Raw genomic sequence first — 17,206 nt, 5'->3', positions numbered from 1 at the left:
TTCCGGCGGCGGCTCACCCGTCGCTTCTCTGCTCCCTCAGCAACCAGCAAGCAGTCCCCCAATGTCTTTGAAGCGTAAGGATTTGTCCGGCGATCTCCTGCATCTGCAGGCGGATGTTCTCGTCATCGGTGGTGGCCCCTCCGGTGCGTGGGCAGCGCTTGCCGCGGCCGAAGCAGGTGCCAACGTCGTATTGGCCGACAAGGGATACTTCGGCACCAGCGGCGCAACCGCACCCTCCAATACCGGTACATGGTTCGTTCCGCCTAGCGAGGATCGGCAACTGACAGTCGAGAGGCGCTGGCAACGAACCGGCGGCCTTGCGGATCAACGCTGGATGCTGCGCTGCGTCGATCGGGCCTATGAAAACCTTTTGAAGCTGTCCGAATGGGGCTATCCGTTCCCGAGCGAGGACGATGGCAAGCTCTATATCGCCAATCTTCGCGGCCCGGACTACATGTCCTTCATGCGCCGCCGGGTGCTCCGCGCTGGCGTGACCGTACTTGATCATCACCCCGCACTCGAACTGCTGTCCGATGGGGAAGCAGTCACAGGCGCTGCCGGCATCGACAGGCAACGCGGCCGTGACTGGCGCGTGGACACAGGCGCCGTTGTGCTGGCGACCGGAGGCTGCGCTTTCGGTGAGCGCATTCTCGGCGCAACGACGCTCACCGGTGACGGCCTGCTGATGGCCGCCGAGGCGGGTGCCAGCCTCTCCGGGATGGAGTTCACCGGTAAATATACGCTAGCGCCACATGGTTCTTCGCTGAACAAGGGGCTGCCCTTTCGATGGGCGCGCTTCTTCCGGGAGGACGGCACGCCGATCCTCGATAACAATGGCGAACATCTCTCGAACGGTATCGGCGAACGCGAGAAGGAGATCGTCGGCGCGATGATCGATGCTCCGGTCTTTGCCAAGCTTGATATGGCAGAGCCTGCCTTGCAGGATTGGCTGCGTCGGGGCCAGCCGAATTGTTTCACGCCCTATGACCGCATGGGCATCGATCCCTTCAGCGATCTCTTCCGCGTCACCTTCAAGGCGGAGGGAACCGTGCGCGGCACGGGCGGCATACGTATAGCCACCTGCGACTGCGGTACCGATGTCACCGGCCTCTATGTTGCCGGCGATGCGGCGAGCCGTGAAAACCTGACGGGTGGCGTCTCCGGCGGCGGCGGGCCGAATTCCTCCTGGGCGATCGCCAGCGGCTGGTGGTCCGGACAAGGCGCCGCGGCCCATGCCCGGCGCCACGAGACCAAGGCGTTTCGCCGCGCGTCCCACCCACTGGGTCAGGCTGGATTGCGGCCGGCGGCAAGCGCGAAAGCTGGCGTCGGCGCCAAAGAAATCATCGATGCGGTCCGCTCGGAAGTCATCCCGCTCGAGAAGAACTATTTCAGAGACGGCAGCCGGCTGCAGGCCAGCCGCGACTGCCTCGATAACCTCTGGAGCGACGTCCGCGATCATCTCTCCGGCGACAACAATGATCGCCTGCGCAGCCGTGAGGCCGCAAGCATCGTGGCCGCCGGCCGATGGTCGGTAACCGCGGCACTCACTCGCCAGGAGAGCCGCGGCATGCATCGACGAACCGATATAAAAAACAGCGATCCCGCCTTGGCACGTCGCCTGGTGCTTTCAGGCGTAGATGCGATCACCATCGGCAGTGAGGCCGACCAGGACCACAGGGAGCTGGCATCATGATCGAGATCGTATCGGAAGCCCGCTGCATCGAATGCGATATCTGCGTCAAAGTCTGCCCGGCCAATGTCTTCGACGCCACCGATACGGTTCCCGTCATCGCCCGGCAGGACGACTGCCAGACCTGCTATCTCTGCGAAATCTACTGCCCGACCGACGCTCTCTATGTCGCCGAACAAGCCGACGGTCCGACCGGAATCCGTGAGTCTGAAGTCGAGGAGCGCGGCCTTTTCGGCATCTATGCCCGTGAACTTGGCTGGAAACGAGGGAAACCCGGCGGTACGGAATATGACCCCACACATCGTCTCCGCGTCGCCCAAGTCTAGGAAGGAGGAACAGCCATGGACCGCATCATCGTTTCCGATGTCAGCAAGACCTTTCAACTGAAAGCCGGCCAGCATGTCATGATCGACGGGCGGCCCTCCGATCGCGTGACTGTCCTCGATGGCATTGATCTGACGATTCAAAAGGGCGAGTTCGTGACCCTTGTCGGCCCGAGCGGCAGTGGCAAATCGGTTCTGCTCGACATCATCGGCGGCCTCAGCCAGGCGAGCGGCGGTGTCGTTCGCCTTGATGGCGACGTCATCGTCAAGCCCGACCCCAAAACCGGATACGTCTTCCAGCAATACGCCTTGTTTCCCTGGCGCACGGCGCTTGCCAACATCGAATATGCCCTCGAAGTGCGCGGCGTCGGCAAGGCCGAACGCAACGAACGCGCGCGGCACTTCCTGGCTCTCTTCGGCCTCTCCGATTTCGCCGATCGCTATCCGAACCAGCTCTCCGGCGGCATGCAGCAGCGCGTGGCAATCGCCCGCGCGCTCGCGACCGAGCCGCAGGTGCTGTTGATGGACGAGCCTTTCGCCGCCCTCGACGCGCAGACACGCGACACCCTGCAGAGCGAACTTCTGAAAATCTGGGAAAAGATCAACACGACCGTGATCTTCGTTACCCATTCCATCGATGAGGCCATCTATCTCGCCGATCGCATCGTCGTGATGACGGCTCGGCCAGGTCGGGTGAAGCAGATCATCGACGTCGATCTGGCGCGCCCGCGCGATAGCAGTATCCGCGCCTCCGACGCGTTCAACGCCTATCGCGCAGAGGTTTGGGAAGCCCTGCGTGACGAGGTCGACAAAGCGCAACGCGAAAGCGGCCTTGCCGCCCTCGCCCATTGAATTCGGGATTGATTGATATGGCTTATGTCAGCGACAAGACGGGTTTTGCCGGCAATCTGCGGTCGCGCCTCGATCGCTCCACTGGCCGTTCAACGCCGCAGAAAGCGGGGAAGCCGCGACAGATCCCCGGCTATCTCTACGGGCTGCCGCTACTCGTCGCCTTCTTCGGTCTTTGGGAGATCGCGCCCCGCGCCGGTTGGCTGAACCGGATATTCTTCCCGCCGCTGAGCGAAGTCTGCGTGGCCTGGTGGGCGATGGTTCTCGACGGCACGCTGATCGACAACATCAGCATCAGCCTGCAGCGGGCAGCCGGAGGCTTTGCACTTGCAGTTGTCGTCGCCATACCGCTCGGATTCCTGATGGGTCGCTATCCAACCTTCGAGAAGGTATCGGACCTGCTCGTCCAGACACTGCGCAATACATCGCAATTCGCGCTGCTGCCCGTCTTCATCCTGCTGCTTGGGATCGGGGAAGCATCGAAGATTGCAGTCACCTTCTATTCCTCGATCTTCTTTCTGCTGGTCAACACCATTGCCGGCGTCAAATCGGTCGATCCGCTGCTGATCAAGGCGGCCCGCTCGATGGGCACATCCGACCTCAATCTCTTTCGCAAGGTCATCTTGCCGGCAAGCATCCCCTCGATCGTGTCGGGGATGAAGCTTGCGGTCAAATCTTCGATCTTCGCCGTCATCGGCGCCGAAATGCTTGCGGCCAAATCCGGCCTCGGTTTCCTCATCCAGCAATCGCAACTGATGATGCAGACCGCGGACATGTACGCCGGCATCCTGACGATGACGGCGATCGGGCTTCTCGTGAACTATCTCCTGGTCTGGTTCGAGCGCTGGGCAACCGCGTGGAAGAGCCACTCCGATCATTCCACCTTCTGATTTCAGGGACCGCAACATGGCTATTTCTCTCAATCGACGCACCTTCCTCCAGGCCGTCGCCGCAGCGCCCCTCGCGCTCTCGATATCGAGCCGCGCCGTCATGGCTGAGGACAAGCCTTCAGTAATCAGGATCGGCAGCACAGCGCCTGGCCATCTGAAATTCATCCTTGCCCGCCATAACGGCGCCTTCGACCAGGAATTTGCAAAAGACGGCATCAAGGTAGAGCTCGTCGTCTTCACCAATGGCGGTTCCGAGGCGACGACGGCTCTTGCGACGGGGGCGATCGAAGTCACCTATACCGGCAACAACCCGGCGCTGCGGGTTGCCGCCTCGGGCGCCGACGTCAAGGCCCTCGGCCTGTCGAGCTTCACCAAAGCGGATGGTTCTGCAATCATCGTTCGTGCTGACGCACCGTTCCAGACCGTCGCCGATCTCAAGGGCAAGAAGGTTGCCTATCTCTTCGGCACAGTGCGTCATTCGATCTTCAGCAAGGCGCTTCACGCCGTCGGACTGACGACCAACGACGTCGATTCCCTCAATCTTGCTTTCGATGCCTCCGGCCCGGCACTTGTGCGAGGAGACGTGGACGCGATCGTCGAGACCGAGGATGTGGCTGCAAAGCTGGTCGAGGCCGGGCAGGCCCGCGTTCTGCTCGATGCGAACGATCATCCGGAATGGTCGGCACCCTATATCATCTCTGTCAATGGCGAGTTCGCCCGCAAATATCCCGATATCCTGACCCGGCTGCTGAAAGTCGACATCGAGCTTGCTCGCTGGGCCGACGCCCATCCTGACGAGACGATCAAGATATTCGCGGAGGAAACCAAGTCCTCGGAAAAGGCTGTGCGCAAGACCTACGCCGACGGGCATTTCTATCAGGATCCGCGCATCACGGATGCGGCCATCCAGTCGCTAAAGAGCGAAGAAGCCTTCATGTCCGAGGCGAAGCTGCTGAAGGGCTCGGTCAAATATGACAACTGGATCGACCAGAGCTATCTCGACAAGGCCTATAAGCTGGTGGATGGGGCCTAACTCCCCGTCTAAGCCGTTGCGCCAGCATTCGGCGAAACGCTGGTCACCTCGCGGGCCTGATGGGGTCCGACGTTCTAGGACTGTTTGAGCGATGTACGCAGGGTATAGAGGCCGGCTCTGAAGACTGATTGATGTTAGGTCCAGCGAAGGAGAAGTCCTAGCTCTTGAAGAGATATGAACCCATGCCCCGAAGCTTACCGCACAATACTAGACTTCTGGCAACTCCTCGTGCAGAGCTTGTAGCAAGTCCTGGACAAACAAGCCGGCTTCCGGACTCAGTTGACGCCCTGCAGGTACACAACACGTAAGGAGGCTGTAGCGAGCAATGGTATCTTTCAGAGGCACATAAACGAGTCGCGGATCCCGATTGGCAAAGGCCCCGCGTAACCGGGTCTGGATTGAGATAGCGACATCCGCAGCGACTGCATCCCGCATGGTCACAAATGAATTGGTCGACAACACAACGCGAGGTCGGATGCGCGAAGCGATCTGAATCTGGTTGAGGATGCCGCGCAGATTATCGCCTTCGATCGGCAGAGCAAGCGGGTATTGTGCGCATTCGCCGAGGGTGGTGTGCGCCCTGCCCGCGAGCGGGTGGTCGACGGGCACTAACACCGAGGAACTCATCTGGAATTCTGCAAGGCTGCGAAAGCCGACACGTACTGGCAGGTCGAAACACAGTCCGACATCGACTTGGTTTTCCACGAGAGCATCTATCAACCGCCGACGATCGAGAATTTGCATCTCGACTCGGATATTGGGCTGCCGGCGGCTGAAATCGCGCAGAAAAATCGAAAAGATATCCTGAGCGAGAGCGTCTGTCGTTGCGACGCTCACTTTTCCGCTGGCCGCACCGCGAATGCCCTCGATCTCCTGAAGGGCAACTCCGATCTGGTGCATCGCAAGCCGAACGCGATACAGCAGCAGCTCGCCGGCCGAGGTCAGTTTAACGCCGTCCCGCCGACGGCCGCGAACCAGCAGGTCCACGTTCAGTTGCTTTTCAAGCAAACCAATCTGTCGGTGAATGGCGGAAGCCGCTATGCCAATCTGTTCCGATGCGCCACGGAAGGAACCCGCCTCGGCGACGGCAAAAAAATAGCGGATCGCCGGCGAATTGACGAAATCGAAACGCATCGAAGGGGGAACTGCCATCCGCAGCGCTACTCTTTTCCAAAGTTGAAGGACAGCAAAATTAGAACACGAGAAATCCCGATAGCAATCGAATACCGAAGTCAAAGTCGCGCGTCGATCGACAATCAATTTACTGTTGTAATTAGAACGCGACGCCACGCTGAAACTGATGTATGCCAGCTTAAAAGATAATCGTTTCAATAGGCAAATGCATAAAGTTTCAGCTAGAAAGTTTTTGCCGGAAGCCAGTTTGTTGTTCTCACTTTGAGAAAATACCCCGATCATATCTGTAATAGACAACGGCACGGCTTTTGCCTCTATTCCTCTCTAAAGCGACAGGAAATCGAGATGCCCGGCTGCGGCTCGGAGCGGCTCGCAAGAAGCAAAACAGGGGATAGACCGGCCATCGGCGGGCTTTATTCGAATTCATCCTGAGCAGATCTCACCTGGCGGAGTCACCGACCCGCCAACGGACAGACGTCGGCTTGCCGGTCAGGTTGCCTGCGTGCCCAATGATGATGCCATGGAAGGAAGCGCAATGTCCGAAACAGAAAGCCGTCAGATGCATCTTGCGGTTCTCCTGCATCCGCTCGGCCCGCATCCCGCGACATGGCGCGCGGCCCGCAGCCCGGCGACGGCAGCCACGAGCTTTGCCCACTATGCCGAGCTGGTCCAGACTGCCGAACGGGCAAAATTCGATTTCGTCTTTTTTGCCGACGCCCTGGCACTCCGTAACCTTGATCCGGCAAAAATCAGGCGCTCTCCGCATTTCATCAACAATCTGGAACCGCTGACGCTGCTGGGCGCGCTGGCGCCGATAACCTCGCATATTGGTCTCGCCGGTACCGTTTCAACCACATATGTCGAACCCTACAATGTCGCTCGGCAATTCGCCTCGCTCGACCATATCAGCGGCGGCCGCACGGCATGGAACGTGGTGACCTCGACCAGCGTGACCGCCCCCTTGAACTTCGGTCAGCCGACGCAGGCCGCACATGCCGATCGCTACAGACGAGCGCGGGAATTCGTCGAAGTCGTCACAGGCCTGTGGGACAGCTGGGACGACGATGCCTTCGTCGCCGATACCGAGAACGCAGTCTACTTCGATCCGGTCAAATGCCATATCCTTGACCACAGGGGCGAGCTATTTACCGTTCGCGGTCCGCTCAATATTGCCAGGCCGCCGCAGGGCCACCCCGTCATTATCCAGGCCGGCGGTTCGGAGGCCGGCAAGATCCTGGCCGCCGAGACGGCAGAGGTTATCTTCACCAACGAAAAATCGGTCCAGAAAGCGCGCGAGTTCTATTCCGACGTCAAGTCCCGGCTTCCCGCATTTGGCCGCTCGACGGATGAATTGAAGATCCTGCCCGCTGCTCATCTTATGGTCGGCCGGACCACCCAGGAAGCCAAGAAAAAACTCGCGGCCTACAACGATCTGCTGCACCTCGACGTGGCGCGTGAGGTCGTGGAAGACGCGATGGGGGCGATCGACCTGTCCGACCTGCCTATGGATCAGCCCTTCCCGTTGGAGAGACTGCCGAAATCGGTGAATGGCGGGACGACATATTTCGCCGCGCTGGTCGACATGATCACCAATGAAAAACCGAGCTTCGGCGAGCTCTGCCAGCGGTTTGCCAGTAGCCGCGTCGGCGATGTGCTGGCCGGCAACCCAGTGGAAATCGCGGATCACCTCGAACATTGGTTCCGCAGCGGAGCGGCTGACGGCTTCATGTTCGTGCCCCTGCATCCTGAACAGGACCTAACGGATTTCGCCGATTTGGTCGTGCCGGAGCTCCAGCGGCGCGGACTATTCCGGAGCAAGTATGAAAGCGACACTTTGAGGGGCCATCTCGGCCTGAAACGGCCGACGGTCGGCCAGCGTGCCGATGTTTCCCCCTTCCGTTCCGCCGCCGGTGAAAAGCGATGACCGCGAATCCACAGTCTCCCAGTCCATTGCGGCCGTTTCGGGCGGAGCGCCCTGCCGCCGTCACAATGACTGCCCTACAGGACGAGCTCGCAGCAGAGGCCAAGCGATGAATTCAGGCATAGCAATCGCCTCATTTTCCGCCGTCACACCGCTTGGAGGGACGGAGACCGGCATGGAAAGAACTGCCAACGGTCTTGACTGTTGCTCCCTCGTCAAAAGCTTCACCGGCGCTGCCGCGCCGGTGCTGAAAAATGTGTCGCTGTCGATCCGCGAAAACGAGTTCTTTACACTGCTGGGTCCCAGCGGCTGTGGGAAGACGACATTGCTTCGTCTTATCGCCGGCCTTGAAGTGCAGGATTCCGGTACGATAGATGTGGCGGGCGTTCGCGTCGACGCAATGCCGCCATTCAATCGTCCGGTAAACACAGTCTTCCAGAGCTATGCGATCTTTCCGCATATGACGGTGGCACAGAACATTGCATTCGGATTGGAGGCCCGCCGCCGACCGCGGACTGAGATCGCGGCCAAGGTCGCGCAGATGCTTTCGCTTGTGCGGCTGGACGGCATGGGCAACCGCCGACCCCGGCAGCTTTCGGGCGGCCAGCAGCAACGCGTCGCGCTTGCCCGCGCGCTTGCCAATCAACCCAAGCTGCTGCTCCTGGACGAGCCACTCTCCGCGCTCGACCTCAAGCTGCGCACGGAAATGCAGCTGGAATTGAAGCGCATCCAGTCCGAGCTCGGCATCACCTTCATCTTCGTGACGCACGACCAGCACGAAGCTCTGGCGATGTCCGACAGGATCGCCGTTATGTCCAACGGTCAAATCCTCCAGATCGGTACGCCCCAGCAGATCTATGAGACACCGGCCAACCGTTTCGTGGCGGAGTTCATCGGTGAGACCAATCTCATGGATGCCACGCGGCTGAGCCAAGGAAAGTTTCGGTTGGCGTCAGGCGTGGTGCTGGATGCCGAGGGATCCGCTCAGGACGCCGCTATCGTCACGCTCGCTATCCGCCCCGAACACGCCGCAATCACCGAGCCGAGGAATGCGGGCATGAGAGGCATTGTGCGGGACGTCGCCTACCTCGGCGCAGATCGATTGTATTATGTTGAGCTCGACGGTGGCCTTATCTTCCGTATCCGCGAGACGAACCACGACTGGGGCGCCCAGACAGCGAGTAAAGGCGCGCGTGTCGGCGTAGCTCTTCGCCCGCGTTCGGTGAGGGTGCTGTCATGATTGCGACAAATCGCAGCCTCGCGCTGGTGAGCCCCGCCATTCTGCTTCTCATCGTCCTGCTGGCCCTGCCCTTGGCAATCATCGTGGTGATTTCCTTTTGCGGCCGCACGGATAGCGGCGCAGTCATCTGGGGAAGCTTCGATACGTCGGCCTATACCAGCCTGGTTTTCGACCGCGACTTCCTGACCGATGCGCTCGTTTGGAACACCGACTATCTCGCGATCCTGCGCCGCTCCATCGTTTTGGCGGCGATGACGGCCGTCATCACGTTTATCATCGGCTTTCCGACCGCTTTGTGGATCTCGCAGCAGCCCGCAGACAGGCGCAATCTCATCCTGCTCCTGATCACCGTTCCCTTTTGGGCCAACCAGCTCGTGCGTATCTATTCCTGGATGATCCTGCTGCGCACGGGCGGCGTGTTCGACACGCTGGCGCATTGGGTTGGTCTCACCGACGGCTCTCTCAATCTGCTCTACACGCCATTTGCAACCGGGATCGGCCTCGTCTACTCGAACCTGCCCTACATGATCCTACCGATCTATGTGAGCCTGGAAAAGCTCGACCGGCGCTATATCGAAGCGTCCTTCGATCTCGGCGCCGGCCGCCTGCTTACGGTGCGCCGCATCTTGTTGCCCCTGTCGCTGCCGGGCATCATCGGCGGGTTCATATTGGTCTTCGTGCCGAGCCTCGGTTCCTTCATCGCGCCGGAACTGCTGGGCGGCGCCAAGACGGCGATGATCGCCAACCTGATCCAGGACCAATTCGGCGAGCTGCGCAATTGGCCCTTCGGCGCGGCTCTGTCGGTTGCGTTGCTCGCGATGGTCTTCGGATCCCTTGCAATCCGCTCGCTGCTGGCGCGCAGACTGTGGGCGATGTCATGACCGGTACGCCCTGGCAATTCAGAGGCATCGGCATCGTCTCCGTCGCCGTCTTCATCTTCCTTTATCTGCCGATTGTCACACTTGTCGTACTTTCCTTCAGCAATGGCGACTCCGCCGCCGGTGGGCTGCAGCACGGAATGAGCCTCAGGTGGTATCGAGCCCTGCTCACCAACGAGGAAATCCAGCGTGTGCTGCGCAATTCTGTGACCGTCGGTGCTATCTCGACCGTACTGGCGACGATCATCGCCACCATGGCCGCCCTCGGTCTCAGCCAAGGCGGCTTTCGCGGTCAACGTGAAGTGGAAGGGGCGATCGTGGTCCCGCTGGTCATTCCGGAAATCGTGCTCGGCGTTTCCCTGTTGGTGTTGTTCGTCGCTGCTGGTGTGTCTCCGGGGCTCGCGACGATATCGATCGCCCATGTCGTACTGATCCTACCGGTCGCCTATGTGCCGATCAGAGCACGGCTGCAGGGGCTCGACCCAGCGCTCTTCGAGGCAGCTTCTGATCTCTACGCGTCGCCATCTCTGACCTTCCGGCGCATCACGCTGCCGCTCATCGGTCCAGGCATTGCTGCCGGCGCACTGCTCGCCTTCATCGGCTCCTTCAGCGACGTCGTGGTCTCTTATTTCGTCTCCGGACCCGGGTCGACGACATTGCCGGTCTACGCCCTCAGCATGGTTCGCGTCGGCGTCACCCCCTTGATCAACGCGGTCTCGACGCTGCTGCTCATCGCACCGACTGCGATCCTCATCATCGCCCACTTCTTCAACCGCTCCCAAGAAAAACGCATGGAGGCACTTGCATGACATTGAAATCTATTCTCTCGAAGGCCTGCTTGCTGACGGCCTTTGTCACGGCCAGCTTAGCGCACGGGGCGGCCGCTGCGGACGACAAGGTTCTCTACCTCTTCAACTGGGCCGACTACACAGCGCCCGATCTCATCAAGCGTTTCAGCGCCGAGACCGGCATCAAGGTCATCATCGATACCTACGATTCCAACGGCGCCCTGCTTGCCAAACTCGAGGGCGGCGCCGGCGGATACGATGTCGCGGCCCCCTCTCAGACGACATTAAAGGGATTGATCGATGCCGGCGCGCTTTTGAAATTCGATGCGAAGACGCTTCCGAACTTCAAGAATGTCGCAGCCCCGTTCGATTCCATCGACAGCGACCCGGGCCGCCAATATTCGATACCCTACACCTGGGGCATGGATAGCTTTGCCTATAACAGTGCCAAGGTGCCTGGCGGCAAGCTGGACGACAGCTGGAAGTCGCTCTTCGACCCCGCGCCCGACATGGTCGGCAAGATTTCGATGGTCAAGCCGGATGCGCTTTATTACGCGGCAGCTCTCTATCTCGGTGTCGAGCGTTGCACAGAAAATCCGGAAGACGCCAAGAAGATCCTCGACGTGCTGCAAAAACAGAAGGTTGCCGTCAAAACCTATGTCGAAAACGGCGGCGCGCGCGAACAGCTCGCCAACGGCGAGGTAGCGGCAGCCATGATCGGCAACGGCTCCTATCATCGCGCGCTGAAGGATGCGTCGTCGCTGGTCTTCGTCTACCCGAAGGAGGGTGTCAGCGTCTGGTATGACAATTTCGTCATTCCCGCAAAAGCACCCCATGTCGAGAATGCCAAGATATTTCTGAACTGGATGATGGATCCGAAGAATGCGGCCGAGGCTGCGAACTACACCAGCGACAATGTCAGCATCAGGGGCGCTGGACCGTTCCTGAAGCCGGAATTACGGGATGATCCCGCCGTCAACGTGCCCGACAATATGTCCGACCGCCTAAAGCCGATGGCGCAGTGCTCGGCAAAAGCCAATGACCTGCGCGGCCGCGTCTGGGCGAGCCTGGCCCGGTGACATCAGCACAGGCTGCGGGAGGATCCTGCCCGCAGCCACCTCCAATCAGAAAAAAAACGCTTATCAAGGAGAGAAACATGCTTTCCCGCCGACCTCTCGTGCTGGCACCGATCCTGGGCTCCCCGGCCTTTTCTTGGCGCAACGGACGCGCGCAGACGTCGGGGGATCTCGACATCTCGCTCTTTGTGAAGCTCGCGCAGACGGCCGAGCGCGGCAAGCTCGACGCCATATTCCTCGGCGACAGCTTCGGAATCAAGGATGACAAGGCCGGACTGAAGGGCATGGAAGGGTCGGGCTCGGCCCTGATCTTCGAATCGATCACCCTCGTCGGCGCACTTGCCATGGCGACAAAGCGGATCGGGCTCGCCGCCACCGTTTCGACTAGCTATAACCATCCCTTCAGCATCGCCCGGCAGATCGCCTCGATCGACCATATGAGCGGCGGACGCATGGGCTGGAACGTCGTCACCTCAGCATTCGATGCGGAGGCACAGAATTTCGGGCTGCCTGCCAAGCAGACGAGCGAACAACGCTACGAACGCGCCAGGGAATTCGTCGATGTCGTCCTCGATCTCTGGGACAGCTGGGAAGACGAGGCCATCATCCGCGATCGGGCCAGCGGACGATTTTTCGATTCCGCAAAGGTTCATCGCCTCAATCATGAGGGCAGGAATTTCAACGTTCGCGGTCCCTTGAACGTTTCTCGCTCCCCTCAGGGGCGACCGGTGATGTTTCAGGCGGGCACATCGGAAGCCGGGTACGATATTGCGGCCGAGCTCTCGGACGCCATGTACGTCAAGGCGCCGACATTCGAAGCGGGCAAAGCCTTTTATGAGCATGTGAAGGCGAAGCTGCCGAAATTCGGACGCAGCGATGACGAGCTGTCTCTGATGCCGGGCCTGACTGTAGTGACCGGGACGTCGGAGAAGGATGCCCGGGACAAATTCATGGCATCGATCGAGACCTTGCGCGATGAGGAAGGCCTGATGCTGATTAAGCAGCTGCTTGGCGGCTTGGACCTGTCGCCCTACCCCGTCGACGAGCCGATACCACAGCTGCCGCACATCGACGCTGCGATGAAGGCAGCGCGCATGGTCTTTGAACGCCGCGGCCGGCGTATGACCACGCGGGAACTCATGGGCAATCTGGCGGCTAATCTCGGCCATCTCATGATGTTCGGAACGCCGGGCGAAGTGGCAGCGGAAATGATCCGCTGGCGGGACGAACGTGCCGCCGACGGCTTTATCCTCATGTCCTATTACCTCCCAGACGGCCTTGAGGAATTCGTCGATCATGTTGTTCCCGAGCTGCAGGAACGGGGCGCCTTTCGCACCGAATACGAAGGCCAGACCTTTCGCGAGCATCTCGGTCTGGCGCGGCCGGCCAACCGCTTTCGGCAGCGATCGATGGAGCGCGTTTAGCCAATGATCGACGCCTTCACGTTCAAGCTCGGCATGCGGCGGCTCGCGGCCGGCGTCTGCATCGTCACGACGCTCGATGAGGAAATCCCGCACGGTCTCGTCGCGACATCCGTAAACTCGGTCTGCGCCGAGCCGCGCCCTTCGCTGCTCGTTTGCGTCAATCGATCCGCATCTGCCCATGATCGCATTCTGAACGCCAGTTCCTTCTGCGTGAATGTGCTGAGCGATGGCGACGACGATCTGGCGGATCGCTTTGCAGCCGCCGATCGCGCTCGCCGTTTCGAGAGCGACCGGTGGACATCGCTACTCACCGGGGCCCCAGCTCTCGAAGCATCGCTTGCAAGCTTCGATTGCCGCCTGACGCAGACCGCAGTAATCCATTCTCATACGATTATGATTGGGGAGGTCTTGGATATTCGGCTCTGGCGTGACGATATCGCGCCACTCGTCTACATCAATGGACATTTTGATAGACTAGGGGTCGGGGGATAGTGCTGACCACCGGCACTAACGTTTTGGCGACGACGTTGATGAGTTTGCCGTCTATCGACGGACTACCGTCTAGCGGAACATGGGGCAACCCGGATTGCCAGCACGGAAACGGACGATCCCCGCGATCGTAGCAAATCGCTGCCGGCCCCATAATCAAAAAGGCCCGAGCATAAGCGGCTCGGGCCAATGGTCTGTGCGACACAGCACGGGAGGAGAATGCTGCGGCTATCCTTGAAATTAAGCTCCGATGGTTAACGATTGGTAAATGCTCTAGGAGGAGCACGCTGGGAATGTTGACGAGAAAGGCGCGGCGCTGTTAGCGCTGCCGCTTCGGGTCGCCCAAACGCATAGCCCTGAAGAACATCGGCGCCCAGCTCCGCCAATATTGAGGCATGCTCCATCGTTTCAACGCCCTCTGCTACGACAGTTATATCCAGCGCTCTGGCGATATCGATAAGTGAACTGATCAGCCGCCGTTGGGTTTTACTCCCAAGCACCGGATTGACGAGGTGGCGATCGATCTTAACTCGGTCGGGTCGCAGTTCGACCAAACCAATCAACGAAGCATGTCCCGAACCGAGATCATCTATTTCGATTTCAACGCCGAGCTGACGAATAAGCGCGATATTCTCCTTGACCTGAGTGCTTAGCGTGTCGAGGAAAATCGTCTCGATGAGTTCAAAGCTTATCTGACCTGGCGGTATAGCAACGGACCGCAGTCTGTCGGGAAGCCCTGGATCCGCCAAACGGGCCGCCGACAGGTTGACGGATACGCGGGGCACTTTGAGCCCAGAGAGTTCCCATCGCTTGATGTCAAACAGAACACGATGGAGGATGGCGTCATCAATAGATACCATCAACCCATTCGCGACTGCTACGGGAAGAAAGGCGGCAGGCGTTATCACGCCGTTACGGCTGTCCCAACGCGCCAATGCCTCCAATCCACAAATTGAGAAAGTGCGCGCCTCGACTTGCACCTGATAATAGGGCACGATTTCACCGAGGTCCGCGGCATTGCGCAGGTCCTGAAGCAGCTGTTTTTCCTCGCTGAGCTTTTCTGCCAGGGACGGGGAGAATATCTCATCACGATTGCGGCCATCGTTCTTTGCGGCGTAAAGCGCTATGTCCGACGATGCCAGCAGTGTGGCGATCTCAGGACCCTGAGCGTGGGCAATTCCTGCCGAGAATTCAACTTTGATGGGCTGTCCATCACCCAGATCAATTGGCCTAGAAAGTCGCTGCCGAACCAACTCAAGCAAAGTTCCGGCCCGTTGGACATCGCCTTGCGGCGAAAGGATAGCAAATTCATCGCCTCCCAGACGAGCGGCAATCTCATCCCCGGCTACAACGCTGGCCAATATCGAACCAACGTGCCGGAGGACAGCATCACCTCTTGCGTGGCCGAACCGATCGTTAATCTCCTTGAAGCGGTCGATATCGATATGACAAAGAGCCGCAGTATCGAAGGCACCTGTGGCGAGTCTCGTGAATGTTTCGTCAAAGGCGCGACGGTTGGTCAAGCCCGTGAGATAATCGTGCTCGGCGGCGAATTTGGCTTCGGCTCTGCTCTTCTCCGCAGCCTCGCGCTCATAGGCCAATTGTTCGTTGCGTAGCACATCCTCCGTGATGTCCCATTCCGCGCCGATAAAGCATTCCTCACCTTTGCCGTCGACAAAGTACTTGGCCCGAGAACGGACGTGTCGTATCTCACCATTGGGTCTGATGATGCGAAACTGAGAGGCGTAATCACTCTTATTGGCGATTGCATCTTCGAAGATCGCCCTCGCCAGCGGGCAATCCTCGGGATGAACACTGTCGAGCCAGACAACATCGAGTTCGCCCTTTTTGACGCCGTACAATCGTTGCAGCTGTTCGTCCCAACGAGTCTGGTTTAACCGCAGGTTATGCTGCCAGATACCAATCCCTGACGCCTCCAGCGCCACGTCCAGCTGCCGTAAAAGGTCCTCAAGCTCGTTATTTGTCCACGCGAGTTTGCTGCGCATATCGTTCCCCTGCCAACGATTATCGCCGGCACTGATTATGAAAAACTAAATCAGGAAAGGAAAATGCTGCTCTCACGCAGGAATTTAACGGCCAACAGCCTCGGACTCACTTCCGGATCTTGTTGGTGCGGTTGCGTAGCCGCGGATTGATCCTTTTTGCTGTCTTAAAACAAGGCCGATGACGGCATCGTGCTAACACTGTCCGAGAACGACTATTTGTAAGAGCGGACTTTCGGTTCGAGAGCTGGCAAGCTTCGGCGACGCGGTATTGGAGCTTATGTTGCTCGATCGCGGTGAAACGAAGTGCCGTTCCGTCCGCCGCTACCAAGCTTTCCATGTCTTTTTCGAGCGCATCCGGTCATCAACGCCCCGCGACAGGCGGCCGGCAAGCAGATCGAAACGGCGGTCGGCGATGTCCGCGATCAGACGTGCAGCACGCGAAGGCTCGACGTTGACGCCATCGTCTTCATCATACGTCCCCTGAAGGCAACAAAATCACGGCCTTCTTTACAATCACCTGAACAGGTGATGCCGGAGAGCGTGTGCTGGCCTATGAAATGCCGCTTCAACCGGTGAAATTCAGGCAACAGTTCGCTGGGCAGTTCGATTATGTCGGCGCAATAGCCGGGAACATCGTCTATCAGGCGCCGAACGGACGAGGGAGCTTTCTTAGTCCAGGCAGAATGCGGGATCTCAACTCGTTACCTACAGGAATATGCGCACAACCCTTACGCTCGCGCCTACGCGAGGGTCAGACCTGGTGACGTCGTGCTGGGGAACAGCATGGTTGATCTGGCGGCTGTTGAACCTTCTCCCTTCTACAGCGACATTTGCAAACCGGAGAACATCCACAACCAGTTGTTCACGCCGCATGCCGGCTTGCACGAGCCCGGAGGAATCGGAGGTGTCGGGCTTTTCCTTTCCCGTTGTCAGGACGACAATGCTACGGAATCGCTGAAGCGGCTAAAGCAACTCGCCCCGCACATTGAACGCGCCATTGATCTGTCCTTACATATTAGACGCGTCGGCCCCGAGAGATCGCGCGATTGCCAGTTTCTCCTCCGAGCTCGCGCCGGCGATAACCGAACGCGCGCCGGCGTGCCTGGCAAGCTGTACCAGCAGGGAGCCAACGCCGCCGCTTGCAGCATTGACGAGAACAGACTTGCCATCGGGATATGCGCGACGGGTGAGATGAAGCGCCGTCAACCCCTGCACCATCAAGGCCGTTGCGTCCTCAAAGGAAGGCTCGTCTGGCAGGGGAACGACTGAGGCCGCGTTCGTCGCAACGAATTCCGCGTAGCCTCCAGCGGCGGTCCCGGTGGCAAACAGCGGGACCGCCACACGCATGCCCAGCAGCGATTGGTCGGTGCCCGATCCAACATCCTCGACAATGCCTGAGACCTCGACGCCGGGGACCATCGGGAGGTCAGGTGTGACAGCGTAGCGGTCGGCACGCATCAGCACT

At 59.4% G+C, this 17,206-nt stretch carries 14 protein-coding genes and 2 pseudogenes; 13 read left to right on the top strand and 3 right to left on the bottom strand.

Features of this window, described 5'->3' with window-relative positions; genetic code table 11:
* The first annotated feature begins 61 nt into the window (after window positions 1-61).
* The 5 genes from EV561_RS32740 to EV561_RS32720 are packed head-to-tail and all read left to right on the top strand — an operon-like array spanning window position 62 to window position 4,785.
* A complete protein-coding gene (locus tag EV561_RS32740) occupies window positions 62-1,693 on the top strand; it encodes an FAD-binding protein (protein WP_132528070.1) in 1,632 nt (543 codons plus the stop codon).
* Window positions 1,690-2,016 carry a ferredoxin family protein gene (locus EV561_RS32735; protein WP_132528069.1) on the top strand — a complete coding sequence of 109 codons (327 nt, stop codon included), beginning with the start codon at window positions 1,690-1,692 and terminating at the stop codon, window positions 2,014-2,016. Before EV561_RS32740 ends, EV561_RS32735 begins: the two co-directional genes overlap by 4 nt.
* A gap of 15 nt (window positions 2,017-2,031) precedes the next feature.
* Window positions 2,032-2,865, top strand: a complete 834-nt coding sequence (locus EV561_RS32730; RefSeq protein WP_132528068.1) for an ABC transporter ATP-binding protein — start codon at window positions 2,032-2,034, stop codon at window positions 2,863-2,865.
* Between the two features lie 17 nt (window positions 2,866-2,882).
* Window positions 2,883-3,752, top strand: coding sequence for an ABC transporter permease (locus EV561_RS32725; RefSeq protein ID WP_132528067.1), 870 nt, complete (start codon window positions 2,883-2,885; stop codon window positions 3,750-3,752).
* 16 nt (window positions 3,753-3,768) lie between these two features.
* Window positions 3,769-4,785, top strand: coding sequence for an aliphatic sulfonate ABC transporter substrate-binding protein (locus tag EV561_RS32720; protein WP_132528066.1), 1,017 nt, complete (start codon window positions 3,769-3,771; stop codon window positions 4,783-4,785).
* A gap of 207 nt (window positions 4,786-4,992) precedes the next feature.
* Here EV561_RS32720 and EV561_RS32715 read toward each other — a convergent pair whose 3' ends face one another.
* Entirely contained in the window at window positions 4,993-6,222 is a 1,230-nt protein-coding gene (locus EV561_RS32715) for a LysR family transcriptional regulator (RefSeq protein ID WP_132528065.1), read from the bottom strand.
* 232 nt (window positions 6,223-6,454) lie between these two features.
* Between EV561_RS32715 and EV561_RS32710 the strand changes: the two genes are divergently transcribed.
* The 7 genes from EV561_RS32710 (at window position 6,455) to EV561_RS32680 (ending at window position 13,738) form a co-directional block, all read left to right on the top strand.
* A complete protein-coding gene (locus tag EV561_RS32710) occupies window positions 6,455-7,843 on the top strand; it encodes an LLM class flavin-dependent oxidoreductase (RefSeq protein ID WP_245513145.1) in 1,389 nt (462 codons plus the stop codon).
* Between the two features lie 172 nt (window positions 7,844-8,015).
* Window positions 8,016-9,080, top strand: a complete 1,065-nt coding sequence (locus EV561_RS32705; RefSeq protein WP_132528064.1) for an ABC transporter ATP-binding protein — start codon at window positions 8,016-8,018, stop codon at window positions 9,078-9,080.
* Entirely contained in the window at window positions 9,077-9,961 is an 885-nt protein-coding gene (locus EV561_RS32700) for an ABC transporter permease (RefSeq protein WP_132528063.1), read from the top strand. Before EV561_RS32705 ends, EV561_RS32700 begins: the two co-directional genes overlap by 4 nt.
* Entirely contained in the window at window positions 9,958-10,767 is an 810-nt protein-coding gene (locus EV561_RS32695) for an ABC transporter permease (RefSeq protein ID WP_132528062.1), read from the top strand. The genes EV561_RS32700 and EV561_RS32695 overlap by 4 nt, the downstream gene beginning before the upstream one ends.
* Window positions 10,764-11,825, top strand: coding sequence for an extracellular solute-binding protein (locus tag EV561_RS32690; RefSeq protein ID WP_132528061.1), 1,062 nt, complete (start codon window positions 10,764-10,766; stop codon window positions 11,823-11,825). Before EV561_RS32695 ends, EV561_RS32690 begins: the two co-directional genes overlap by 4 nt.
* 77 nt (window positions 11,826-11,902) lie before the next feature.
* A complete protein-coding gene (locus EV561_RS32685) occupies window positions 11,903-13,246 on the top strand; it encodes an LLM class flavin-dependent oxidoreductase (protein ID WP_132528060.1) in 1,344 nt (447 codons plus the stop codon).
* 3 nt (window positions 13,247-13,249) lie between these two features.
* Entirely contained in the window at window positions 13,250-13,738 is a 489-nt protein-coding gene (locus EV561_RS32680; protein WP_132528059.1) for a flavin reductase family protein, read from the top strand.
* Window positions 13,739-13,989: 251 nt separating this feature from the next.
* Here the strand turns inward: EV561_RS32680 and EV561_RS32675 are convergent, their stop codons facing one another.
* On the bottom strand, window positions 13,990-15,741 hold the full coding sequence (locus EV561_RS32675; RefSeq protein ID WP_132528058.1) for an EAL domain-containing protein: 1,752 nt from the start codon (window positions 15,739-15,741) through the stop codon (window positions 13,990-13,992).
* 605 nt (window positions 15,742-16,346) lie between these two features.
* Between EV561_RS32675 and EV561_RS38150 the strand changes: the two are divergent.
* Window positions 16,347-16,767 (top strand): annotated as a pseudogene (locus tag EV561_RS38150) (helix-turn-helix transcriptional regulator); the annotation flags it as partial.
* On the opposite strand, the pseudogene EV561_RS32665 reads toward EV561_RS38150, so the two are convergent.
* Window positions 16,765-17,206, bottom strand: a pseudogene (locus EV561_RS32665) (zinc-binding dehydrogenase); the annotation flags it as partial. The pseudogenes EV561_RS38150 and EV561_RS32665 sit on opposite strands and share 3 nt — an antisense overlap.

The sequence above is a fragment of the Rhizobium sp. BK376 genome (assembly GCF_004341625.1).
GTDB lineage: Bacteria > Pseudomonadota > Alphaproteobacteria > Rhizobiales > Rhizobiaceae > Rhizobium.
This window is presented reverse-complemented; position numbering and strand designations above follow the sequence as displayed.